General features: G+C 72.1%; 20 protein-coding genes. 9 read left to right on the top strand and 11 right to left on the bottom strand.

What is annotated here, in order from left to right; genetic code table 11:
* Position 1 precedes the first annotated feature (1 nt).
* The 4 genes from FHS38_RS21940 (at position 2) to pssA (ending at position 3,373) form a co-directional block, all read left to right on the top strand.
* Positions 2–514 carry a MaoC family dehydratase gene (locus FHS38_RS21940; protein ID WP_130881945.1) on the top strand — a complete coding sequence of 171 codons (513 nt, stop codon included), beginning with the start codon at positions 2–4 and terminating at the stop codon, positions 512–514.
* A gap of 1 nt (position 515) precedes the next feature.
* A complete protein-coding gene (locus FHS38_RS21945; protein ID WP_184735944.1) occupies positions 516–1,721 on the top strand; it encodes an acyl-CoA dehydrogenase family protein in 1,206 nt (401 codons plus the stop codon).
* 169 nt (positions 1,722–1,890) lie between these two features.
* A complete protein-coding gene (locus FHS38_RS21950) occupies positions 1,891–2,538 on the top strand; it encodes a phosphatidylserine decarboxylase (protein WP_130881506.1) in 648 nt (215 codons plus the stop codon).
* On the top strand, positions 2,525–3,373 hold the full coding sequence (gene pssA, locus FHS38_RS21955) for a CDP-diacylglycerol--serine O-phosphatidyltransferase (protein ID WP_184735946.1): 849 nt from the start codon (positions 2,525–2,527) through the stop codon (positions 3,371–3,373). The genes FHS38_RS21950 and pssA overlap by 14 nt, the downstream gene beginning before the upstream one ends.
* 368 nt (positions 3,374–3,741) lie before the next feature.
* Here pssA and FHS38_RS21960 read toward each other — a convergent pair whose 3' ends face one another.
* Positions 3,742–5,019, bottom strand: a complete 1,278-nt coding sequence (locus FHS38_RS21960; RefSeq protein ID WP_229822588.1) for a glycerate kinase — start codon at positions 5,017–5,019, stop codon at positions 3,742–3,744.
* A 144-nt stretch (positions 5,020–5,163) separates the two neighbouring features.
* On the opposite strand from FHS38_RS21960, the gene FHS38_RS21965 reads away from it, so the two are divergent.
* Complete coding sequence (locus FHS38_RS21965; protein ID WP_184735948.1) at positions 5,164–6,882, top strand: BCCT family transporter; 1,719 nt, start codon at positions 5,164–5,166, stop codon at positions 6,880–6,882.
* Positions 6,883–6,888: 6 nt separating this feature from the next.
* Here FHS38_RS21965 and FHS38_RS21970 read toward each other — a convergent pair whose 3' ends face one another.
* Positions 6,889–7,398: a methylated-DNA--[protein]-cysteine S-methyltransferase gene (locus tag FHS38_RS21970; protein ID WP_184735950.1), complete on the bottom strand. Its 510-nt coding sequence runs from the start codon at positions 7,396–7,398 to the stop codon at positions 6,889–6,891.
* A 126-nt stretch (positions 7,399–7,524) separates the two neighbouring features.
* Complete coding sequence (locus FHS38_RS21975) at positions 7,525–8,997, bottom strand: AlkA N-terminal domain-containing protein (RefSeq protein ID WP_184735952.1); 1,473 nt, start codon at positions 8,995–8,997, stop codon at positions 7,525–7,527.
* 145 nt (positions 8,998–9,142) lie between these two features.
* Between FHS38_RS21975 and FHS38_RS21980 the strand changes: the two genes are divergently transcribed.
* A complete protein-coding gene (locus FHS38_RS21980) occupies positions 9,143–9,367 on the top strand; it encodes a helix-turn-helix domain-containing protein (protein ID WP_184735953.1) in 225 nt (74 codons plus the stop codon).
* 2 nt (positions 9,368–9,369) lie between these two features.
* The gene (locus FHS38_RS21985; RefSeq protein WP_184735955.1) at positions 9,370–9,963 is read left to right on the top strand and encodes a Clp protease N-terminal domain-containing protein; all 594 of its coding nucleotides are present in this window, start codon (positions 9,370–9,372) and stop codon (positions 9,961–9,963) included.
* On the opposite strand, the gene FHS38_RS21990 is transcribed toward FHS38_RS21985, so the two are convergent.
* Positions 9,960–11,459 carry a phytoene desaturase family protein gene (locus FHS38_RS21990; RefSeq protein WP_184735957.1) on the bottom strand — a complete coding sequence of 500 codons (1,500 nt, stop codon included), beginning with the start codon at positions 11,457–11,459 and terminating at the stop codon, positions 9,960–9,962. The genes FHS38_RS21985 and FHS38_RS21990 overlap by 4 nt on opposite strands.
* Positions 11,459–12,286 (bottom strand): inositol monophosphatase family protein, encoded by an 828-nt coding sequence (locus tag FHS38_RS21995; RefSeq protein WP_184735959.1) that lies wholly within the window; start codon positions 12,284–12,286, stop codon positions 11,459–11,461. The genes FHS38_RS21990 and FHS38_RS21995 overlap by 1 nt, the downstream gene beginning before the upstream one ends.
* A 175-nt stretch (positions 12,287–12,461) precedes the next feature.
* Between FHS38_RS21995 and lplAB the strand changes: the two genes are divergently transcribed.
* Positions 12,462–13,529 carry a lipoate-protein ligase LplAB gene (gene lplAB / locus FHS38_RS22000; protein WP_184735961.1) on the top strand — a complete coding sequence of 356 codons (1,068 nt, stop codon included), beginning with the start codon at positions 12,462–12,464 and terminating at the stop codon, positions 13,527–13,529.
* Between the two features lie 235 nt (positions 13,530–13,764).
* Positions 13,765–15,375, top strand: coding sequence for a carboxylesterase/lipase family protein (locus tag FHS38_RS22005; protein WP_184735963.1), 1,611 nt, complete (start codon positions 13,765–13,767; stop codon positions 15,373–15,375).
* On the opposite strand, the gene FHS38_RS22010 is transcribed toward FHS38_RS22005, so the two are convergent.
* The 6 genes from FHS38_RS22010 to FHS38_RS22035 are packed head-to-tail and all read right to left on the bottom strand — an operon-like array spanning position 15,298 to position 23,196.
* Positions 15,298–16,311 carry a carbon-nitrogen hydrolase family protein gene (locus FHS38_RS22010; protein WP_184735965.1) on the bottom strand — a complete coding sequence of 338 codons (1,014 nt, stop codon included), beginning with the start codon at positions 16,309–16,311 and terminating at the stop codon, positions 15,298–15,300. The genes FHS38_RS22005 and FHS38_RS22010 overlap by 78 nt on opposite strands.
* Positions 16,302–17,540 carry an MFS transporter gene (locus FHS38_RS22015; RefSeq protein WP_184735966.1) on the bottom strand — a complete coding sequence of 413 codons (1,239 nt, stop codon included), beginning with the start codon at positions 17,538–17,540 and terminating at the stop codon, positions 16,302–16,304. The genes FHS38_RS22010 and FHS38_RS22015 overlap by 10 nt, the downstream gene beginning before the upstream one ends.
* Positions 17,537–19,561: a PQQ-binding-like beta-propeller repeat protein gene (locus FHS38_RS22020; protein ID WP_184735968.1), complete on the bottom strand. Its 2,025-nt coding sequence runs from the start codon at positions 19,559–19,561 to the stop codon at positions 17,537–17,539. Before FHS38_RS22020 ends, FHS38_RS22015 begins: the two co-directional genes overlap by 4 nt.
* Positions 19,552–20,382, bottom strand: coding sequence for a flavin reductase family protein (locus tag FHS38_RS22025; RefSeq protein ID WP_184735970.1), 831 nt, complete (start codon positions 20,380–20,382; stop codon positions 19,552–19,554). The genes FHS38_RS22020 and FHS38_RS22025 overlap by 10 nt, the downstream gene beginning before the upstream one ends.
* On the bottom strand, positions 20,372–21,349 hold the full coding sequence (locus tag FHS38_RS22030; RefSeq protein WP_184735979.1) for a formylglycine-generating enzyme family protein: 978 nt from the start codon (positions 21,347–21,349) through the stop codon (positions 20,372–20,374). Before FHS38_RS22030 ends, FHS38_RS22025 begins: the two co-directional genes overlap by 11 nt.
* Positions 21,346–23,196, bottom strand: coding sequence for a WD40 repeat domain-containing protein (locus FHS38_RS22035; protein ID WP_184735981.1), 1,851 nt, complete (start codon positions 23,194–23,196; stop codon positions 21,346–21,348). Before FHS38_RS22035 ends, FHS38_RS22030 begins: the two co-directional genes overlap by 4 nt.
* Between the last annotated feature and the right edge of the window lie 190 nt (positions 23,197–23,386).

Raw genomic sequence — 23,386 nt, forward strand, 5'->3', positions numbered from 1 at the left:
CATGCAGTTCGGCCGCACCTTCGAGGAGTTCACCGTCGGCGATGTGTACAAGCACTGGCCCGGCAAGACGGTCACCGAATACGACGACCACCTCTTCTGTCTGCTCACGATGAATCATCACCCGCTGCACATGGATGCCAACTACGCGGAGAAGACGACCGATTTCGGCCGGAACGTCGTGGTGGGCAATTACATCTACTCGCTGCTGCTGGGCATGTCCGTCCCCGATGTCTCGGGCAAGGCGATCGCCAATCTGGAGGTCGAGTCGCTGAAGCACATCGCGCCGACCTTCCACGGCGACACGATCTACGGCGAGACGACCGTGCTGGACAAGACGCCGTCGAAGTCCAAGAGCGACCGCGGCATCGTCCACGTCGAGACCAAGGGCTACAAGCAGGACGGCACCGTCGTCTGCGTCTTCCGGCGCAAGGTGATGGTCCCCACCGCCACATACATCAAGGAGCGCGGCGGGGAACAGCCCGGCCGCCCCGAGCCGATCGTCCGGGAGAAGTGAGATGGGCCGCCTCGCGCAGACCGACGGGCTGACGGACGTCCAGCGGGAAATCCTCGCCACCGTCCGTGAATTCGTCGACAAAGAGATCATCCCGGTCGCGACCGAGCTGGAGCACCGTGACGAATACCCCACGCGGATAGTCGAGGGCCTCAAGGAACTCGGGCTGTTCGGTCTGATGATCCCGGAGGAGTACGGCGGCCTCGGTGAGTCCCTTCTCACATACGCGTTGTGCGTCGAGGAGATCGCCCGCGGCTGGATGAGTGTGTCCGGGATCATCAATACGCACTTCATCGTCGCGTACATGCTCAAGCAGCACGGGACCCAGGAGCAGCGGGAGTACTTCCTGCCGCGGATGGCCACGGGTGACGTCCGGGGCGCCTTCTCGATGTCGGAGCCGGGCCTGGGCTCGGATGTGTCCGCCATCACATCCAAGGGCGTGCGCGACGGGGACGACTACGTCCTGAACGGCCAGAAGATGTGGCTCACCAACGGTGGCTCCTCGACCCTGGTCGCGGTGCTGTGCCGGACGGACGAGGGCCACCCCGAGGGGACCGCCCCGCATAAGTCGATGACCACCTTCCTGATCGAGAAGGAGCCGGGATTCGGCCAGGTCAAGCCGGGGCTGACCATTCCCGGCAAGATCGACAAGATGGGCTACAAGGGTGTCGACACCACCGAGCTGATCATGGACGGACTGCGCGTTCCGGCCGATCGGGTGCTCGGCGGGGCCACCGGCCGGGGCTTCTACCAAATGATGGACGGCGTCGAGGTGGGGCGGGTGAACGTCGCGGCGCGTGGTTGCGGCGTCGCTCAGCGCGCTTTCGAGCTGGGCGTCTCGTACGCGCAGCAACGTCACACTTTCGGAAAACCGATCGCCCAACATCAGGCCATTCAATTCAAACTGGCCGAAATGGGGACAAAGGTCGAAGCGGCGCATGCGATGATGGTGAATGCGGCCCGGAAGAAGGACTCGGGCCAGCGCAACGACCTCGAAGCAGGAATGGCCAAGTACCTGGCCTCCGAGTACTGCAAGGAGGTAGTCGAGGACGCCTTCCGTATCCACGGGGGCTACGGCTTCTCCAAGGAGTACGAGATCGAGCGCCTCTACCGTGAGGCGCCGATGCTGCTGATCGGTGAAGGTACCGCTGAGATCCAGAAAATGATCATCGGCCGCCGGCTACTCGAGGAGTACCGAATCCAGGGATAAATGTCCGGTTAGGGGTGTTTTGATAGAGAAGAAGATCACACCCTGTCATCGGCGTTCGGCCACGGACTGGCCCTGGCGCTTGCCCAGTTGCCGCCCGCAACCGATACCATCCCCGGAAAGCCGCCGTCCCCCAATCGTTACGCGGCACCCTCCGCCACGAAGGTCATCCATGCCCCACAGCTCTTCCTCTGCACCACGCGGCCGCGTCCGCCTTGCGCGCGGAGCATCGCCGTGGCTCCTCCCGACCGTCGCCACCGCGGCGGTCAGCCTCACCCGCGCCCGGCGCTCCGGTCGCTGGGCGGCGCTGGCCGTGCCCACCACCGCGCTCGCGGCGGGCATGCTGTGGTTCTTCCGCGACCCCGAGCGCGAGATCACGCGCGGGCGAGTCATCTCCCCTGCCGACGGCGTGGTGCAGAGCATCATGCCGTGGAAGGACGGGCGCACCCGCGTCGCGATCTTCATGAGCCCGCTGAACGTCCACGTCAACCGCGCGCCGCTGGCCGGCACGGTGACGTCCGTGGAGCACATCCCCGGCGGGTTCATCCCGGCGTTCAACAAGGAGAGCGAGAACAACGAGCGCGTCGTCTGGCACTTCGACACCGAGCTCGGTGACATCGAGATGGTGCAGATCGCCGGCGCCGTCGCCCGTCGCATCGTCCCCTACGTGCCGCAGGACACGAAGGTGGAGCAGGGCGAACGGATCGGCCTGATCCGCTTCGGCTCGCGCGTCGACATCTACCTCCCGGAGGGTGTCGAGGTCGCGGTCGAGGTCGGCCAGGCCACCACGGCAGGGGTGACACGCCTTGACCGTGATTGATCCGGAGACACAGACCTCCTGGGTGCCCGAGGTGGAGGCCGACGACACGGACGACATGCCGCTGTCGACCCGGCTGTCAATAGCGGACACCCTCACGCTGGGTAACGCGATCTGTGGCTTCATGGCGGTGTACTTCACCACCACCGGCGTCCTCATCCCGCATCTGACGGGCAACGAGGACGGCGGCATGGCCCGCCACAGCGCGGCCACCGCGGTGATACTGATGCTCCTCGCATCGGTCTTCGACCTGTTCGACGGGCTCGTGGCGCGCAAGCTCCGCAGCTCGGCGATGGGCGCGGAGCTGGACAACCTCTCCGACCTGATCAGCTTCGGGCTGGCGCCCGCGTACTTCGTGGTCGTGTGGGGCATGGTCGCCGACGACGCGCACCAGCGGGTCTCGGCGGTGGCGGCGATCGTGGTGCTGCTCGCGGTCGTCCTGCGACTGGCGCGCTTCTCGTGCGTCCAGCTGCGGGACGGGATCTTCCAGGGGATGCCGAGTCCCTTCGGGGCGCTGACGGTGGTCTCGATCGTGCTCCTGGAGCTGCCCTTCGTCCCGACGCTGCTCGCGATCGTGGGCGTGGCGTGGCTGATGGTGAGCCGGGTCGAGTACCCCAAGCCGCGGGGCCGCCTGGCGGTGGCGATGCTCAGCTGGATCGTGCTCAGCATGGGCCTGCTGGCCGCGTGGGCCTTCGACGCCCCCGGCGGCGAGCTGCTCCTGCAGACCGGCTGTGCCCTCCAGGTCGTCCTCGGCGCGGTCATCCCGCTCTTCGCGACGGCCCGCCGGGTGAACACCTTCCGCGACAACCGCCGCGAGGCGCGAGCGGCTGCGCGGTAGGCGCGGTAGCGCCTGTAGTAACGGGACAACGACGTGGGGCCCGGGCGATGTGATCGCCCGGGCCCCACGTCGTTTGTCGTTGGCGGTAGGGGTTCCCTCGGCTACCTGCCCGTCTTGCCGCCTGCGGCGGCGGGCGCCTCTCGCCTGGCCGGCGGTATTTTCGGCTACCGGCCCGTCTTGCCGCCTGCGGCGGCGGGCGCCCTGCGGGCGCGTCCTCAATCGCCGGACGGGCTCGATTCCGGCTGGGCTCAGCCATACCAGCCCGTCCGGCGCTTGAGGACACAGCACAGCAGCCCGTCCGGCGCTTGAGGACACCGCCGCGCAGCGGTGGTGCGGACAGTCGGCGTAGCGGCCGGTGTGGCGGTGGGTTACGTCAGAAAATCGCCGGCCAGGCGCTGGGCCGTGCGTTCCAGGAGGGGGGCCGCCTCGGTCATGCAGCGGGCGGGGTCGGGTTCCAGGTCGGTCAGGGCGTAGGCGCGGCGGATGCCCGCGCGGCCCAGGGACTCCGGGGGGAGGGCCAGGCGGCCGCAGACCGCGATGACCTCCAGGCCACGGGCGCGGGCCGCCGTCGCCACGCCCGCCGGGGCCTTGCCGTGCAGGGTCTGCTCGTCCAGCGACCCCTCCCCCGTGATCACCAGGTCCGCCCGGTCCAGCGCCGCCGCGAAGCCCAGGACCTCGAGCATCACCTCGATGCCCGGCCGGAAGCGCGCGCCGAGTCCGACGAGCGCCCCGTACCCGAGGCCGCCCGCGGCCCCAGCGCCCGGGGCGCGCGCGTACGCGGCCGCCTGGGGGCCGGCGGCCCGTTCCAGGATCCACGCGTAGTGCGCGAGGGCCGTCTCCAGCTCGGCGACGTCGCCCTCGTCGGCGCCCTTCTGCGGCGCGTAGACCGCCGCCGCGCCCGTCGGACCCGTCAGCGGGTTGTCGACGTCGCTCGCGAGGGTGACGACTGTCTGTGCCAGGCGTGGGTCCAGCCCGGAGAAGTCCGCGGTCACCAGCCCGGCCAGCGGCCCGCCGCCCGGCGTGAGCGGCTGCCCGTCCGCGGCGAGGAAGCGGGCGCCGAGCGCTGCGAGCATCCCCGCTCCGCCATCCGTGGTGGCGGAGCCGCCGACGCCGAGGACGATGCGCCGGGCGCCCGCGTCCAGCGCCGCCCGCAGCAGCTCGCCGGTGCCGTACGTGGTGGCCGTGAGCGGGGCCCAAACGCCTTCCGGCAGGTGCCGCAGGCCCGAGGCCTCGGCCATCTCCACCACGGCCGTCTCACCGCGCAGCGCGTACGCGGCGTCGACCGGCGCCCCCAGCGGCCCGGTGACGTGCTTCTGGCGGCGCTCGAAGCCCGCCGCGAGGGCCGCCTCGACCGTGCCGTCCCCGCCGTCGGCGACCGGGAGCGACTCGACGGTCAGCCCCGGCACCGCACGCCGCAGTCCGGCCGCGATGTGATCGGCGACCTGTACGGCCGTGAGCGAGCCCTTGAACTTGTCCGCGGCGATCAGCACCCGTGGGAGCGCTCCCTCCGCGCCGCTCACCGCGGCATCCTCCGGGCCGGGCACCGCCCTGGCATCCGTGCCCGCCGGCCGGCCCACCGAGGCGGTCATCGTCGGTCCCGGCCGGTCGTTCGCGTCCGTGCCGGTCGTCCTCGCAGCGTCTGCCACCTTGCATCCCCTGTTCTCCGGGCCTGCTCGCGCACAGGCAGTCGCGCCGCAGCGACCCTACCCGGCGGCATATGGCGTTGCCCATGCCCTCGGGCGGCGTGCCAGGCCGCCCGATTGGGACTGTCCCGGCCATAGTGGGGCGTCATGAGCACCGACGCATCCGAGTCGCCCGGCTCGACCCCGCCGTCCGGCCCTTCCGAGCCGCCGCACGACGGGCCCCCCGACTTCGCCGTCGTCGCCATCGGGGGCGCCGCGGTACTGGCGGTGGTCGGATGGGCCGCGCTCGGCAAGCGCTCGTTCGACAGCGTGTCGTCGTCCGCCCTGGGCTGGGTGCTGTCGAACTTCGCCTGGCTGTTCGTGATCGCGGCCGATGTCTTCCTCGTGCTGTGCGTGGTCATCGCCGCGAGCCGGTTCGGCCGGATCCGGCTGGGCAAGGACGACGACCGGCCCGAATTCGGCAACCTCGCGTGGATCGCGATGATGTTCAGCGCCGGGATGGGCATCGGCCTGATGTTCTACGGGGTCGGCGAGCCGCTCCAGCACTTCGTCTCCCCGCCGCCCGGCAGCGGCATCCCCGCCGGCACCCCCGCCGCGGCCCGGACGGCCCTGGAGTACTCCTTCTTCCACTGGACCCTGCACCCGTGGGCCATCTACGGAATGGCCGGCCTCGCCCTCGCCTACGCCGGCTTCCGCAAGGGCCGCGGCAACCGGCTCAGCTCGGCGTTCGTACCGCTGATCGGGCAGCGGCGGGCGGACGGCTGGCCGGGCCGGGCCATCGACCTGCTGGCCGTCTTCGCGACCGTGTTCGGGACGGCGACCAGCCTGGGCCTGGGCGCGCTCCAGGTGTCGAAGGGCCTGAACATCACGACCGGCGTCGAGGACTCCACCACCCTGGAGCTGATCATCATCGCGGGGCTGTCGGGCGCCTTCGTGCTGTCCGCCTTCTCCGGGCTGCACAAGGGCGTGAAGTGGCTGAGCACGATCAACATCCTGCTCGCCGCGTGCCTGATGCTCTTCGTCTTCCTCCTCGGGCCGACGGTCAACATCCTCAACACCATCCCCGCGGCCACCGGCGGCTATCTGCACGACCTGCTGGTGCTGGCGACGCGCACGGGGGCGTTCACCGACTCGAAGTGGCTCGGCGCGTGGACGATCTTCTACTGGGCGTGGTGGCTGTCGTGGGCCCCGTTCGTGGGTACGTTCATCGCCCGCATCTCGCGCGGCCGTACGATCCGCGAGTTCCTCGTCGGCGTCCTGCTGGTGCCCAGCGGCGCGACGGTGGTGTGGTTCTGCGTCATGGGCGGCAGCGCGCTGCGCCTGGACATGACCGGCGCGGCGGACATGGCGGGGACGGTCGCGGAGGGCGCGGAGGCGTCGATGTTCGCGCTGCTGGACACCCTGCCGCTGGCCACGCTGGTGTCGTGGGTGGCGATGGTGCTGGTGATGACGTACTTCATCACCAGCGCGGACTCCGCGTCGCTGGTGATGGGCTCGCTCTCCAGCCGGGGCGCGCTGCACCCGCGCACCTGGCTCGTGGTGACCTGGGGGGTGCTCATGGCGGCGGTGGCCGCCGTGCTGCTGGTGGCCGGCGGGCTCGGCTCGCTCCAGTCGGCGACGATCCTGGTCGCGCTGCCGTTCGTGCTGGTGATGCTGGCGCTGTGCTGGTCCCTGCTGACGGAGCTGCGCACGGACCCGGGCGCGGGTCCCGCCCGCCATCACGCGGCGCACGGCCTGCGGGACGCGATGCGCACGATGATCGGCGAAGCGATCACCGAGCAGGGCCCGACGCGGCACCCCCGGCTGCGCCGGGTCGCGGAGAGCGTCCGCGGCCGCGACGACACCGAGGGCGGCCCCCGGACCTGAGCCGCCTCAGAACAGCTGGTCCTGCACGGACGGTTCGGCCGCGCCGCGCTCGAAGTCCAGCAGCCGGCGCTTGCGGTCCAGGCCGCCGCCGTAGCCGGTGAGGCTGCCGTTCGCACCGATGACGCGGTGACAGGGAACGATGATGCTGATGGGGTTCTTGCCGTTCGCGAGCCCGACCGCGCGGGAGGCGCCCGGCGCCGCCCCGATGAGCTCCGCGAGTTCTCCGTAGGAGAGCGTCTCGCCGAAGGCGATCCGCTGGAGCCCCTCCCAGACGCGGCGTTGGAACGGGGTGCCGTCCAGGTGCAGCGGGAGGTCGAAGGTGGTGGACGCGCCGGTGAAGTAGGCCTCCAGCTGGCGCACCACCTCGGGGAAGGGCGTGCCGTCCCGCTCGCCGAAGGTCTCCAGGGGCGGCAGGTGCCGTTGGTCGGTCATATAGACACCGGACAGGAGGCCGTCGGTCGCGACGAGCGTGAGCGGGCCGTAGGGGCTGTCGACGACGGTGTGGACGCGGGTCATGAGGTGCGTTTCCGTTCGGGTCGTGGCGGACGAGGGACGTGGTGGAGGCGGTCGGAGGCGGCGGTCACGGGGGGCGCGCCGGTCGGCCGGACGATCATGCCGGGTCAGCCGGTCCCGGCAGGCTCCTCAGGCCGACGGCATGCGGGCCGCCGCGTGATCGTCGGCCGACCACAGGTACTGGACGGCGTACGCGCGCCAGGGGCGCCACGCGGCGGCGTGCCGGGTGAGCGCACCGGGCGTGGCGGGCAGGCCCGCGGTGGCCGCGGCGCGCCGGACGCCGAGGTCCGTGGGGATGAAGGCGTCGGGGTCGCCGAGGGCCCGCATCGCGATGATCTCCGCCGTCCAGGGGCCGATGCCGGGGAGCGCGGTGAGGTGGGCGCGGGCCCGCTCCCAGTCGCTGCCGACGCCGAGGGCGAGCTCTCCGCTCGCGAGGGCGTGGGCGACGCGGACGACGGTGGCGCGGCGCCCGGTGGGCATGGCGAGGGCGGCGGGGTCCAGGCCGGCCAGCGCCTCGGCGGTGGGGAAGAGGTGGGTGAGGCCGCCGTGCGGGGTTTCGAGGGGCTCGCCGTGCGCGACGACGAGCCGGGCGGCGAGGGTGCGGGCGGCGGCGGTCGACACCTGCTGGCCGAGCACGGCCCGTACGGCGAACTCCTCGGCGTCCACCGTGCGGGGCACCCGCCGCCCCGGCGCCTTGTCGACCAGGGGGGCGAGCATCGGGTCGGTGCCCAGCAGGGTATCGACGGCCTCGGGGTCGGCGTCCAGGTCGAGGAGCCGACGGCAGCGGCTGATGGCGCCCGCCAGGTCGCGCTGGTCGGAGAGGGCGAGCCGGCAGTCGATGTGGTCGGGGCGCGGGCGCAGGGCGACGGTGCCGTGTCCGTAGGGCAGCCGCAGGGTGCGGTGGTAGGCGCCGTCGCGCCACTCCTCGACGCCGGGTACGGCCGTCGCGGCGAGGTGGCCGAAGAGGTTGTCGGGATTCAGGGGCGCCCGGAAGGGCAGACGGAGCGTCAGAACCCCCGGGGTGGCAGGGCGGTTGCCCCGGGCGGCGCGGGCGCGCAGCTCGGTCGGGGCGAGCGCGAAGACCTCGCGCACGGTCTCGTTGAAGGCCCTGATGGAGGCGAACCCTGCGGCGAACGCGACGTCCGCCATGGGCAGTTCACTGGTCTCGATGAGGATCCGCGCGGTCTGGGCGCGCTGGGCGCGGGCGAGGGCGAGGGGGCCCGCACCCAGCTCGGCGAGCAACTGCCGTTCGATCTGGCGGGTGCTGTAGCCGAGGCGGGCGGCGAGTCCGGGGACGCCCTCGCGGTCGACCGTGCCGTCGCCGATGAGCCGCATGGCGCGGGCGACGAGGTCGGCGCGTTCGTTCCAGCGCGGTGAGCCGGGGCTGGCGTCGGGCGCGCAGCGCTTGCAGGCCCGGAAGCCGGCCTGCTGGGCGGCGGCCGCGCTCGGATAGAAGGACATGTTCCGGTCCTTCGGCGGTACGGCGGGACAGCTCGGCCGGCAGTAGATCCGGGTGGTGAGAACGGCGGTGTAGAACCATCCGTCGAAGCGGGCGTCCTTGGACCGCACGGCCCGTACGCAACGGTCGAAGTCGGTGTGCATGAGTCAAGGATCGCCCTTCGGGACCGCTCTGGCTCGCGGAAATCCGACATGGATGCCGGGGCGACCACGGGGGTCGTCATTCACCCACCCTCCCTCTTGTCAACGGTGGTTGACGGCCGGGAGCTTGTCATCCTAGGTTGACAGCATGGCCGGAACGGATGCGAAGGACGCGGTCGGCACCACCGAGGCCGCCATGGACGGTGATCCCCATGTGGGACTGCGCGCCGTCGCCGCGCTGCGGCGGCTGGTCGAGCGCCTGGAGGCGCTCCAGGTCGACAGCGCACGGCGGCAGGGCTGGTCCTGGGAGGAGATCGGGGCCGCGCTGGGTGTCAGCAGGCAGGCAGTGCACAAGAAACACGCCAGGAGGTAGGCATGTTCGAACGGTTCACCAAAGAGGCCCGGTTCGCGGTGATCCAGGCACAGGAGGAGGCGCGCGACCTGGCCCACACCTGGATCGGCAGTGAGCACCTGCTGCTGGCCATCGCGACCCGGACCGGGGCTCCCGGGGCCACCACTCTGGCGCGGCTGGGCATCACGCACGCCGCCCTCCGTGCGACGCTCACACCGGCGGGCCCCCTCGACGGCGGCGACGCAGAGGCACTGCGCGCGCTCGGCATCGACCTCGACGCGGTACGGGCCCGCGCCGAGGAGAGGTTCGGGCCGGGCGCGCTGGGGCCCCGGCAGGAGGAGCCGCAGGCCAGGCGGGTGTTTCCGTTCGGCCGCCACAAGGGCGGCGCGAAGGGATCCAAGGGGCACATACCGTTCACGCCGCGCGCCAAGAAGGCACTGGAACGCTCGCTGCGCGAGGCGCTGGCGCGCAAGGACCACCACATCGGCGTCGAGCACGTGCTGCTGGGGGTCCTCGCCCCGGAGGACGCCGTGACGGCCGGCGTCCTGCGCAGGCTCGGCACCGACCCGGAGACCGTGCGCGCCGGCCTCATGGCCGATCTCGACGCGGCCGCTTAGGCCTGTCCGGTGCCGCGGTCACGGCCCGGCCCGCCCGGCCGCCAGCCGGCGGAGCCGCCCGTGAGGCGCCGCCACACGGCCTTCGCTGCGTGGTGCCCCGACATCCCGTGCACGCCCGGGCCCGGCGGGGTCGCGGACGAGCAGAGGAAGACGGCGGGGTGGGCCGTGGCGTAGGGGACGCGGGCGAGCTTCGGGCGGATCAGCAGGCGCAGACCCGCGACGGAGCCGGTCGCGATGTCGCCGCCGATGTAATTGGCGTTGCGGGCGGCGAGCTGCGGCGGCCCGGCGGTGGCGCGGGCGAGGACGAGATCGCGGAATCCGGGTGCGAACCGCTCGATCTGACGCTCGATCACCTCGGTGGCGTCGCCCTCCCAGCCGTTCGGTACGTGTCCGTACACCCAGAAGGTGTGCTTGCCCTCCGGGGCGCGGGACGGGTCGACGATGCTGGGCTGGGCGGTGATCAGGAAGGGGACGGCGGGGTCGTGGCCGTCGAGGGCAGCGTGCAGGGCGGCGGAGATCTCGCCGTACGTCGGGCCGACGTGGACGGTGCCGGCCCGCCGGGCCTCCTCGGCCGTCCACGGCACCGGCCCGTCCAGGGCGTAGTCGATCTTGAAGACGCTCGGTCCGTAGCGGAGGCGGCGGTAGGCGTCGCCCAGGCCGGCGATCCGGGCCAGGGCCGTCGGCGAGGTGTCGAAGACGTACGCGCGGGCGGGCGGCAGGTCGTCGAGCCGCTTGGCCTCGAAGTCCGTGTGGATGGCACCGCCCAGCGCCCGCAGGTACGAGCCGAGCGCGTCGGCGATCGACTGCGAGCCGCCGCGCGGCACCGGCCAGCCGCCCGCGTGCGCGGCGAGCGCGAACATCAGCGCCATGCCGCCGGTCCCGAGGCCGCTGAGCGGCGCGATGCCGTGCGCGGCGAGCCCGGCGAAGAGCCCGCGGGCCTTCTCGTCGTGGAAGCGGCGGGTGAGCAGCGCGGCGGACTGGGCGCCGACCAGGCCGAACCGGGCGTAGCCGACCGGGTCGCGCGGCAGACCGTCCCACTGGGTGCGCAGGAAGTCCGCGGCCAGCGTGTCCCACTTGCCGTGGAACGGCGCGACGAGCCTGCGGTAGGTGCCGGCGTCGCGTGGGCCGAAGGAGTGGGCGCTCTCGCCGATGCTGCGGGCGAGGACCGCGGCCGTGCCGTCGGGGAAGGGGTGCGCCATGGGCAGCTCGGGGTGCAGCCACTCCAGTCCGTGCCGGCCCAGCGGCATGGCGTTGAAGGCGGGCGAGCCCGCGCCGAGCGGGTGCACGGCGGAGCACGGGTCGTGGCGGAAGCCGGGGAGGGTCAGCTCCTCCGTGCGGGCTCCGCCGCCGATCGCGCCGGCCGCTTCGAACACCTCGACCCTCAGGCCCCGCCGGGCCAGTTCGACCGCGGCCGTCAGCCCATTGGGCCCGGCCCCTACGACGACCGCGTCGAGCATCGTGGGCACCTCACGCCACTCCCCTCGTCCCCTGCGCATCAGCCGGCGGACGCCAGCAGATCAAGGATATGCCGGGCCGTCGCGGCGTCCCTCGCCGCGGTGAAGGGAAGGGTGTTGCCGCCCGCTATCCGGAACGGCTCCCCGGTAAGGGTCGCGCTCGCCCCGCCGGCCTCGGCGACGAGCAGCAGCCCGGCCGCGTGGTCCCAGGCGTTCTCCCAGGAGAAGGCCACCGCGTCGAGGGAACCCTGCGCCACCCGCAGGTACTCGAGGCCGGCCGAGCCGCACGGGCGCGGCACGACGCCGTCCGTGAGCAGCTTCCCGAGGACGTGCTTCTCCTCGTCGGTGGTGAAGTCGTAGTGCGAGACAGCCACTTGGAGGTCCCGGCCGGGCTCGGGCGAACCGGAGCGCAGCGGCGAGCCGCCCAGCAGCGCTCCCCCGCCGCGCCGCGCGACGGCCATCAGGTCCAGCGCCGGGGCGTACGTCCACGAGGCGAGCAGCTCGCCGTGGTGCGCGAGGCAGACGAGCGTGGCGAAGGCGGGGTCGCCGTGCACGAACTGGCGGGTGCCGTCGACGGGGTCGACGATCCAGACGGGGTCCTCGCCGCGGAGCGCCTCGAGCAGCGTCAGGTCGGCGTGCACGGCTTCCTCGCCGACCACGACGGAGCCGGGCAGCAGGGCGGTGAGAGAGGCCGTCAGGTGCCGCTCGGCGAGCCGGTCCGCGACGGTCACCAGGTCGTGCGGGCCGTTCTTCTCGACGATCTCGTCCGCGGCGAGCTGCCGGAAGCGGGGCATGATCTCGGCGGCGGCCGCCTTGCGGACGGCCTCCTCGACATCGGTCAGGTCACCTGCGAGAAATTCATCGATCATACGTCCATCGAACCACGCCGCACCGACAATCGGTGGTGGTCCGGCGACGTCGCGGTGTCGTCCGGGTGAACGCTGCGGCACGGCGGTGGCGGACGTGGTGTCCGGTGTCGGAGTTACCGTTGATTCCGCTGTACCGGCCGGGGCGGCCGGTGGACAACAAGGTGGAGGATGCGCCGTGCACGGTGAATACAAGGTGCCGGGCGGCAAGCTCGTCGTCGTGGACCTGGAGGTCGAGTCCTCCCCGCAGGGGGACGTGCTGCGCGGCGTGCGGGTGGCCGGGGACTTCTTCCTGGAGCCCGACGAGGCGATCCTCGACATCGACCGAGCCCTGGAGGGCGCCCCCGCCGACACCCCCGCCCCGCAGCTCGCATCGCGCATCGACGCGGCGCTCCCCGAGGGCACGGTGATGTTCGGCTTCTCCTCGGAGGCCGTGGGCATCGCGGTGCGCCGGGCGCTGGCGCACGCCACCGACTGGCGGGACTACGACTGGGAGCTCATCCACGTCGGTCCGCAGCCCCCGGCCCTGCACATGGCTCTCGACGAGGTGCTGACGGCCGAGGTCGCGGCCGGTCGGCGGCCGCCGACGCTGCGGGTGTGGGAGTGGGGCTCCCCCGCCGTGGTCATCGGCAGCTTCCAGTCGCTGCGCAACGAGGTCGACGCGGAGGCGGCCGAGCGGCACGGCATCACGGTGGTGCGCCGGATCTCGGGCGGCGGCGCGATGTTCATCGAGCCCGGCAACACCATCACCTACTCGCTGTCCGTCCCCGACGCGCTCGTCCAGGGCCTCTCCTTCGCCGACAGCTACGCCTATCTCGACGACTGGGTGCTCGGCGCCCTGAACGACATGGGCGTCAAGGCGTGGTACCAGCCGCTCAACGACATCGCCACCGACGCCGGCAAGATCGCGGGCGCGGCGCAGAAGCGGCTCGTGGGCACGGACGGCGCGGTGCTGCACCACGTGACCATGGCGTACGACATCGACGCCGACAAGATGCTCGACGTGCTGCGCATCGGCAAGGAGAAGCTGTCCGACAAGGGCACCAGGAGCGCCAAGAAGCGCGTCGACCCGCTGCGCCGGCAGACCGGGCTGCCACGCTCCGCCGTGATCGAGAAGATGGTCGCGTCCTTCCGGGGCCGGTACGGGCTGGCGGAGGGCACGGTCACCCCCGAGGAGATGGCGCGGGCCGAGGAGCTGGCGGCGACGAAGTTCGCCTCGGCCGAGTGGACCGCGCGCGTGCCGTAACAGGGGCCCGGCCCCGGACCCCGGGATCGGTGACCACGGGCCCGACGGCGAGCCACTCGGGCCCCGTGCACCTGCAACTGACATGCCGTCACTCCTGACGACCCCCGCCGACACCCCCGCCGACACCCCCGGCGCATCGCGCGATTCGCGATACGCAACCCCGTCATTTACGCGATAGTGGACATGTCCGGCGCGTATGGGGAGGCTGCGCGGACGGTACGGGAGGAGTCCGGGGATGACAGTGAATCGAACAGCGGCCGTCGTAGCGCTGACCGGAGCGGCCGTGCTGCTGGCCGGTGCGGCCTCGCCCCACCCCGGTGCCGCGGCAGGTGACTCCCGGCACGTGGTGCGCACCGACGCGGGAAGCGTGAGGGGCGTCCGCTCGGGTGACCACCGGCTGTTCCGGGCCATCCCTTACGCGGCTCCCCCCACGGGGGAGCACCGCTGGGCGGCTCCACGGCCGGTGCGGCCGTGGAAGGGTGTCCGGGACGCCGTCGGACCCGGGCCGCTGTGCCCGCAGGTCGCCTCCGCGTATGCGAAGGTCACCAGCGTGGAGGAGGACTGTCTGGTCCTCAACGTGACCGCTCCCGCCGCCGCGCGGCGGGCTCCGGTGCTGGTCTGGATCCACGGCGACGGCACGGTGGGCGGGGGCCGCTTCTTCGATGCCCGGCGGCTCGCCGCTCGCGGCACCCTCGTCGTCACCGTCAACTACCGCCTGGGGGTCTTCGGCGGTTTCGCTCTGCCCGGCCTGAAGGACTCGGGAACGTTCGCGCTCCAGGACCAGCAGGCGGCCCTGCGGTGGGTGCGGCGCAACGCCCGGGCCTTCGGCGGCGATCCGGGCAACGTGACCGTCGCCGGTTCGTCCTTCGGTGCTGCGGCCATCACCGGGCACCTGACGTCCCCCGGGGCCCGGGGGCTGTTCCACCGGGCCGTCCTCTCCAGCGGCGAGGGGATGATGGACATGCCGGCCGGGGCCATGGGCCCGGGAGTGCCCGCCTACCCGTTCTACAACTGGCGTACCACGCGCGAGATGCAGGAGACCGGTGTCGCGATGGCGTCGTCGCTGGGCTGCGAGGGACAGGACAGGGCCCGTGTGCTGCGGTGTCTGCGGGCCTTGCCGGCCAAGAAGGTGCTGGCGGTCCCGTACATCATGAACGCCTTCCAGGCGTTCGCCTTCGGCAACGAGGTGTTGCCGGAGCTGCCGGAAAAGGCCTTGCGGGAGGGGCGCTTCCACCGGGTGCCGGTGTTGTCGGGTGCCACCCGTGACGAGCACCGGCTGTTCGTCGGCGCGCAGTACGACGCGGTCGGCAAGCGCTTCACCGCCGCGCAGTACGACCAGGCGCTCACCACCGCCTTCGGCAGGAACGCGGGCACCGTGCGCGCCGCGTATCCGCTCAAGGACTTCCCCTCCCCCGCCCTGGCCTGGGCCACCGTCGTCACCGACCGGATGTGGGCACGCGGCATCCACGCACAGCACACGGCGCTGGGCCGGCACGTGCCCACGTACGCCTATGAGTTCGCCGACCGCGACGCCCCGATGTACCTGCCGCTGCCGGGCCGCTTCGCCTTCGGTGCCTACCACGCGTCCGACACCCCGTACGTCTTCGAGGACGAGGCGGCACAGCCCCGCTTCAGCCCGGCTCAACTGCGGTTGTCCGACACCATCACCGACTACTGGGCGAACTTCGCCCGCACCGGCTCCCCGAACGGGCCGGGCCTTCCCCCCTGGCCGAGGTTCACGCCCACGGGGGGCGTACCGCACACGCAATCACTCGCCCCCCATCGCGTCTCCTTCGTCGACTACGCGAGGGAACACCGTCTCGGCTTCTGGCGCCGCCTGCCCTGAAGCGCCCGGCCGTTGCCGTGCTCCCGCCCCCGGCCGTGCGGGGGACGTGCCGAGGCGGTAGGTGATCCTGTGCGGCTTCGGTCCGGCCGGGACGTCGCACTCCAAGGGCATGCGCAGATGGGCTCTGGCATCGGCCAGTCGTTGTGGGGCGAGGCAGGCGATGAGGACCCGCTCCCGCGGCCTGGTTGCCTTCGTGATGACCTGGCCGACGGGACTGTAGACGGAACTGCCGCCGGTGAAGGCGTAGGCGCCGTGCCTGCCCACGGGGTTGGCCATGACGCTGAACATGGTGTTCTCCAGTGCGCGGGCACGGTGGTAGATCTCCGCACGGGTCTGCCGTCCGGCGGCGAACGCGCTGGGGCAGACATAGGCATGGGCGCCGTCCAGGGCGGCGGCACGTCCGTGTTCGGGGAACGAGGCGTCGTAGCAGATCCCCAGTCCGAGAATCCATCCGTCGAGGTCCAGGCTGACGCCGCGGTGGCCCGGGGTGAAGAACGCGGCCTCCTCGCCCCACAGATGCTGTTTGCAGTAGACGACGGACGTGTGACCCGTGGGGTCGGCCGCCAGCGTCGCGATCTTGGGGGAACGGCCGGGGTGGCCCACCGCGGCCCCGATCAGCACGAGAACCCCGGCGCCTGCCGCCGCTTCGCGCACCGGGTCCAGTCTGCCGTCCGGGACCGTCCCGCGCGGTGTCGTGGGGACCACGTGGCGGTCGGGTGCCGCGGCGATGGCCGGAAGGTCGTAGGAGGGCAGGAACAGCTCCGGCAGCACCACCAGGCTCGCGCCGCCTTCCGCGGCTCGGGTGATGTGCGCCGCGGCGGTACGGGCGTTGGCTGCCACGTCGCCGGGACTGCTGCGGGCCTGGACCACGGCGATCCACAGTGGTGCCGGAGGCAGGGGGAACGGTGGGCGGGGTACGGACCGGTTCATGGGCATGGCCGGGGTGCCTTCCTCGCGTGGAGCGTTCCGGCGACGGACAGCAGGGCGGCGCCACCCAGTACGAGGAACACGCCCCGGGCGCCGACGGCCAGGGCGAGGGCGGGCACGAGCAGCTGGCCGGCGAGCACGGGGGCGCCGTTCATGGCCGCGACGATGCCGCTCGCACGGCCGAGCGCGTGGGTCGGGAGGTAGGTGAAGACCGTCATCTGGGCCGCGGTCCCCAGGCCGCTGGAGCACGCGTTGAACAGGCACCAGGCCACGACGAACACGGGGAGCAGGGGCAGGCTCATGGAGAACAGGCTCACGGTCAGGCCCGCCACGGTGAGGGTGACGGTCCATCGCAGCCGGGGGTCGCGGCGTTGGGAGACCAGGACGGTACCCAGGACGGAACCGGTGCGGGTCACGGCGAGTGCGGTGCCGACCTGCTGGGCCGAGAGGTGCCAGTCGTCCTTGAGCAGGAAGAGTGCCAGGGACCCGATGCCGGCGGAGAACAGCAGGGGCACCCTGATCAAGGTCAGCTGGAAGACCGGGGGTGTGGCGCGCAGGACCTGCCAGCCCGCGGCGAGGTCCCGGAGGAAGCGCGGGTCGTGGGACGGGGGCGCGGGCCGGGCGGGCCGGATGCCGCACCACCAGACGATCATGGGTGCGAGCAGGGTGGCCGCATTGATCCACAGCAGTCCCAGGTAGCCGAGGCGGCCCACCGAGACGGCGACGAGGAGCGGTCCGCTCGTCTGGCTGACGAGGAACAGGCTCCCCAGGGTTCCGCGCGCTCGCGCGGGACCCCGCGGGAACATGGTGGCCACTCCGGTCATCCAGCCCGTCTGGTAGAAGCCCGCGGCGAGCTGGTTCAGGGCGGCGAGGGAGAAGAAGAGCCACAGCGGCGCGCCCTCGGCCATCGCGATCACGATCAAGGCGACCGCGGCTGCGAGCTGCACGGTCAGCCCGGGCATCACCAGCCTGCCGGGCCCCAGACGGTCGGCGACGACGCCCCGCAGCGGAGCCAGCAGCCAGTTGGCGGGGAACATCGCCATGAGGAGGGACATCAGCGTCAGCGAATGGGTCCGGTCGTAGACGACCAGGGGGAGCACGACGGAGTAGACGCCCTCGCCGAGGTTGTTGACGGTGTTCCCCGTGGCGAAGACGATGAACCGCCTGTCGCTCCAGGGCGAAGCCTCGGTCTTCCGCCCGGCCGGTACCGGGTCCGTCCGGTGCTGCCCGACCGTCATGGCCGGCCCTTCACGGTCCGGCTCTCTTCGGTACGCGGCACGTGGGTACGCGGCACGTCGGTACGGACTCCGGTACCGGCACGAGCCTCCGGCCGGGCGCTGTCGGCGCCGGTGAGGTACGGCTGCGTGGTGGGCGGGCTGGACGCCTGCCGGGGCAGGAAGTGCCGGCGAACCCGGGCGAGGGTGCCTTGGGCGGTTCCGCCGTCGAGGCGATACAGGTCGAGGTAACCGCCGCGTCCGCCCACCACCAGCAGCGGACGGCCGTCGTCGGTCTGCATGACGGTGACCGCCTTGGCAGCGCCGGGGAGGTCCTCGACCAGTCCCGTCAGCTCGCCGGTACGCCTGTCGTAAGCCGCGATCTGCCCGCCGTAGGAGACGGCACAGACGGTGTCACCGCACACCGCTCCGTTCTCCACCGTATTGTCGAGGAGTTCGACGAACCTGCGTCCGACGTAAGGGGTGCGGAGCGGAACCTCCTTCAGGCCGTTGGACCCGGTCAGGTAGAGGTGCTCCTCGTCGGCCCACATGCGCTTGACGTATTCCCCCAGGCTCAGCCGAAGGTTCCAGCACGGCCGTGGGGCGTCGGGGCCGAAGGCGCGGACCAGGCCGGTACGGGTCGCCAGGACCCTTTCGCCCGTGGGGAGGTAGGTGCTCGCCCATACCGGCAGACCGTCGACGTCGAGCGTGGCGATGACCTCGCCGGTCGTGGTGTCCAGCTCGATCCCGCCGCTGTCGGTGGCGATCAGGGCCCGGCCGGCGTCCGGTGAGAGGGCGATCGTGTGGGTGATCGCCGGCATGTCGGCGGTCCACAGGACCGTGTGGTCCCGGTCGGCGCGCAGCACCTTGCGGTCCCAGGTGACAGCGATCCAGCCGTGGGACATCGCGCGGAGCCGACGGGTGAAGCCGTGGCCGGTGACATGGCGTCCGACCGTCCGCAGCAGGGGGTGGGCGGAGGAGCGGTCGAGCTCCAGGACCGCCACACCGTCGTCCGTGGCCGCGTACAGCACATGCGGGCTGGCCGGGTCCGCCTGGAGGTCCCACACGCACTGGCGGCGGAAGGGCGCCCTCGCCCGTGCCCGGCCGTCCAAGGGGTCGGCCTTGACGACGTTGCCGTCCTGGGTCAGAACGAACAGGGAGCCGTCGTCACCGACCGCGCAGTCGCTCACCTGGTGACCGAACCCCTTGACGGCCGCCCGGTATCGCGGTGTCGGAGTGGTGTTGTCGAGAACGTGCAACACGGCGTCGAAGCCACCGACGTAGGCCGTGCTCTGGTCGGGCGAGAACGCGAACGCTTCCACGTCGTTGCGGGCGAACGGCAGCTCCCGTCGCACGCGTCCTCGGGGATCGACGATGGCCAGGCCGTGCTCGCGGTACCGGCTGTCGCCCGTACCGACGTCCTGGGTCGCCCAGAAACGGTCGTGCAGACGGTCGTAGAGCAGACGGTGGATGTTGCCGTGGTCGACGCGCACCACGGTGGGGAAGCTCAGCTCCTCCAACGAGCCGAAGTGGAGGTTGCCGAGCCGGTCTCCCACGACATGGACACCGGGCCGGTCGGTGCAGACCGACTCGATGGCCACCGGCCCGGTGAACGAGGGCAGCACCTGTTCCACCCGGAAGGAGGCGAGGTCGATGACGACCAGTTGGCGATAGCCGTTGTTGACGTACACCCGACCGCGCCAGAACGCGATACCCCTGCTGATCTCGGGTGACGGTTCCTCGCCCTCGACAAGGTGGTCGCGGGCCGCCGTCGTGCGGGCGTCGAGGACATCGGACACGTCAAGGGTGTCGAGCGAGAGCCTGGTGATGGTGCCGTACTTGTCCTTGGTGACGACCCACCCGTCGCACACCCCCATCGTGTAGACCGGCAGGCCGCAGGCAGGGCCGGAGGGGGGCAGCACCGGGGACGAGCGGACGGGCGTGAGCTCGTCGTCGAGGAGATGGACACGTCCCGCCGTGTCCGAGGCCAGGAGTCCCGCTCCGGGCACATGGAGGATGCGGGTGAGCCTGTTGGTCAGTTCCATGAGGGGTGCTCCTGGAGTTCGTGACTGCCGTGACCGTGGTGAGGGACGGGGGGAACGAGCCGTGCGAATCCCGGCTCGGCGCCCGCGCGGTCGACCCGGATCCGGGCGCCGTCGAGCGGGTGGGGCACCTCCGGCCCGTTCAGGGGGATCCGCGCGTGCAGATCGCCGTAGCGGGTGGAGGGGAAGTCGCCCAGCGGCACGTCACCGGCCGGTGCCATCAGGGTGACCCGCCACAGATCCGGCCCCCTGGCGGCCGGCCCGGAGGCGCACACCGTGAGCAGGCGGCCGGGCAGTGTCCGTACGGCCACGACGACGCGGCACCGATGTGCGGGCGCGCCGAGGCCGAACATCTCGCCGTGCTTGACCAACGGCCGGCGGGGAACGGGCGGCAGGTGCGCCGCGACGGCCTCGGCGATGAACAGCCGGTGCACCGGCAGAGCGATCGTCCGGCGCAGCCGGCACTCGAGCGCCAGTACGCCGCCCCGCACCCACGGGACGGTGGTGACGTCGGGCGGGCCCAGGTCGAGGAGAGCCGACGTGGTCTTGTCCACCTCCTCGACGGAGAAGCTGCCGACGAAGTCGGCGAGCGAGGCCTGCTCCTCGGAACACAGCGTGAGGGAGAATCCGCCGCTCGCCTCGATGAGCTCGCGCGTCACCGCACCGGGGCCGAGTGCGACAGCCACGTAGAGCGGGGCCTTGTTCACGAAGGAGGCCCACTCGGCGGCCATCACGTTCACGCCCCGCTCGCCGTTCGCCGTGGCGACCAGGCCGACCGTGCCGGTCAGCATCCTCCACAGGTCCGGCGGGAGTTCACTGGGCATCCGACGGTCCTTTCCGGTCGTCGGTGGTCGTCAGGGCCACCCGGAAGCCGATGGGGTAGAGCGGGCTGGGGAACGCGCCGTGGCGGCGCCGGGTGCGGGCCAGATCGCCGAAGCGCGCGAAACTGCCCCCGCGGGTCACTCGGTAGCGGCCGAGCGTCCGGCTCAGGTGATCGTCGACGACCACCCCGCCGGGGTAGGGGGCGTAGTCGTCGGAGGTGAGTTCCTCGACGTTGCCGGCCATGTCCCACACGCCGAACGGCGACCGGCCCCGGGGGTAGACCCCGACGGGTGTCGTGGTGTGCGGGCCCGACTCGCGGGTGTTGGCCAGCTCCGCCCTGAACTCCTCCCCCCAGGGGTACTCCCACCCCTGGGGGCCCTTGGCGGCGTATTCCCACTCGGCCTCGGTGGGCAGCCGGAACGCCCTGCCCGAGATCTCCCCGAGCCAGGACAGATACGCTTGCGCGTCCTCGGGCGTCACCCCGCACACGGGGTGGTTGCCCGACTGCCACGGGTAGGCCCCGAGCTGCCAGGTGGCCGGGCGGCGCGGGTAGCCGCGGTCGAGGAGGAAACACAGGTACTGGTGGTTCGTGACGGGGTAGGCCCCGATGGCGAAGTCCCCCAGTGTCACGGGGTGTTCGGGAGCCTCCTTGGCGATCCACGGTTCCTCGACACCGACATGCGCCCACGCCCGGGCCACGGCCGCCACGCGTTCCTCCGCCAGCCCGATGGTGGTCCGCCCGCCGCGGACCGTGAGAACGGCCGGGACGGGCGGCGTTCGGGGGTCGCCCACCACGCCCAGCAGCGTCGCCGCGATCAGCCGCTGCTCCAGGGACGAGCGGGGTCCTTCCACCGTTTCCAGCAGGCGCCGGGCGCAGACGCCGTCCTGCCGTGCGGCGTCGGCCAGGGCCGTGGGGAGGGTGGTGAGCGGTGCCTCGACCGTGAAGTGGGCGTCGTCCGTGGTACTCATGGCTGCCACCGCCTTGCCTTCTCCCGTCCCACCGACGAGGCGATGTCGAAGCCCGCCACCACCTCGGGCCGCCCCCCGGCCACGCTCACCAGCAGCAGTCGGCCGTCCCATCCGGCCACCGCCGCGGTGTCCCGGTCGATCCGGGTGATGCACGAGACGGCCTGGTCGAACTCGTGCAGCACGTCACCGGAGGTGAGGTCCCCACCACCCGGGCCGAGTCGCCACACGCGCAACGAGAAGTCGTAGGAGCCCGCGAGCACGACGGGGGCGGACGCCGGTCCCAGCAGGCCGACGGCCTTGACGGACTCGTCGGCGCCCAGCAGGGTCCACGAGCGCCGGACCCGCCAGGCGCCGGCGCGACGTTCGAGGGTGCCGACCCGTACGGTGTGGTCCCGCGAAGCGCTCGCGGCGACCGTTCCGTCCAGGCTCGCCACGGCGTTGACGAGGTTGCCGTGCCGCCACAGCCGGGTGCGTTCGGTGACCGTCCCGGCCATGACGGTGTGATCGGTCGCGGCGGACAGGAAAGCGGAGGGGTCCAGCGGCGCCAGGGACTTCACCGACCCGTCGTGAGCGCGCCGTCGCCGCCCGAGAACCGCGCGGGTGCCGTCGAGTTCGACGATGTCACCGTTGTAGGTGCCCGCCACGACCGATGTGCCGTGCGGTGCCAGGGAGGTCACCGGCCCGCCCAGGGCGAGGGAGGTCACCCGCTCCCCGGACCGGCACACCACGTGCCCGGAGTACGTGCCCGCGCAGAGGCCGTCCGGCCGTGCCGCGAGGGACAGCACCGGCCCTTCGCCGTACCTGACGGTGCGCATCGAGGGCAGGCCACCGGCCAGGGCGGGGGCGATGTCCATGTCCACCACGAGGCCCGAGTCGCAGCCCATGGCCAGCCGTTCACCGGTCACGGCGAGGGCGTTGACGCCGTGTGTGGGGGCCTCGGTGTCACCCAGCCCGCGTCGGCTGCCGGCGTCGAGGAGGAGGGGTGCTCCGGAGAACGACCCCACCGCCACCATCGCATGGCCGACGGCCACGGAACGGGGCCAGGCCCGTGCGTTCTCGTAGCGGCCCAGCCGTCCGCCGTCGGCGGCGCGCAGGAAGTGCACATGTCCGTCGTAGGCGCCGACGACGAGCGCCGCGCCGTCCTGGGCCCATGCCACGCTGCGGGTGGCGGACTCGCAGACCCGCACCGAGAGCACCACGTCCAGTGCTTCGTCGAGGACATCCACATACCCGTCGTCCCGGGCGACGGCGAGCGCGCTCCCCGAGGGGGACCACGCGCAGCCCTCGACGGACGTCTCGTACTGCCTGCGCGCGTCCCGCGCGCCCGAGTCCGGGGTGATCAGCGAGACCAGTCCGTCCTCGCCGACGGTGGCGATCGTTCCCCGGTGGCTCACGTCCACCGCCATGCAGTGGGCGGTGTGTGCCGTCAAGGTCGCCAGGAAGCGTCCCTCCTCGGCGTCCCACAGGGTCGCCCTGCCGTCCTCCGACACACAGGCCAGACGCGCCCCGTCGGGCAGCCACGCCACCGAGTTGACGTCATCGGTGTGCCGGGCGAGCAGCCGGGCCGGGGACGGTCCGTCGTCGGCCAGGTCCCACACCGCGACGGTCTTGTCGGCGGAGGCGGTGGCGAGGACGTCCCGGCGCAGTGGATTCCACGCCGCGCAGTTGACCAGGCGTCGGTGACGCAGCGCGCGGATCCGCCGCACGGTGCCGCCGGTGACGTCCCACACGCCCACGGTCCCGTCGTAGGAGGCCGTGGCGAGCCGGGGGTTCTCCCGGTGCCACGCCACGTGGGTGACGGGCGCCGCGTGGCCGGCACCCGGGGTGCCGAGATCGATACTGCGCATGGTGGTCGGCCCGCCTTTCGGTTCGTGGTCCAAGGGCGCAGTGCGGGGCGGCGGGGTGCCTGCCCCGGGTGGCTGTGAGGGCACCTGGCCGGTGCCCTCACAGCCAGGTGGATCACACCGGCGTGACGATGCCGGCCTTGACGTTGCGGCGAACGGGCTTGACGAACATGGGGGTCACCTCCTACCGGGC

Source organism: Streptomyces netropsis (assembly GCF_014203545.1).
Classification (GTDB): domain Bacteria; phylum Actinomycetota; class Actinomycetes; order Streptomycetales; family Streptomycetaceae; genus Streptomyces; species Streptomyces netropsis.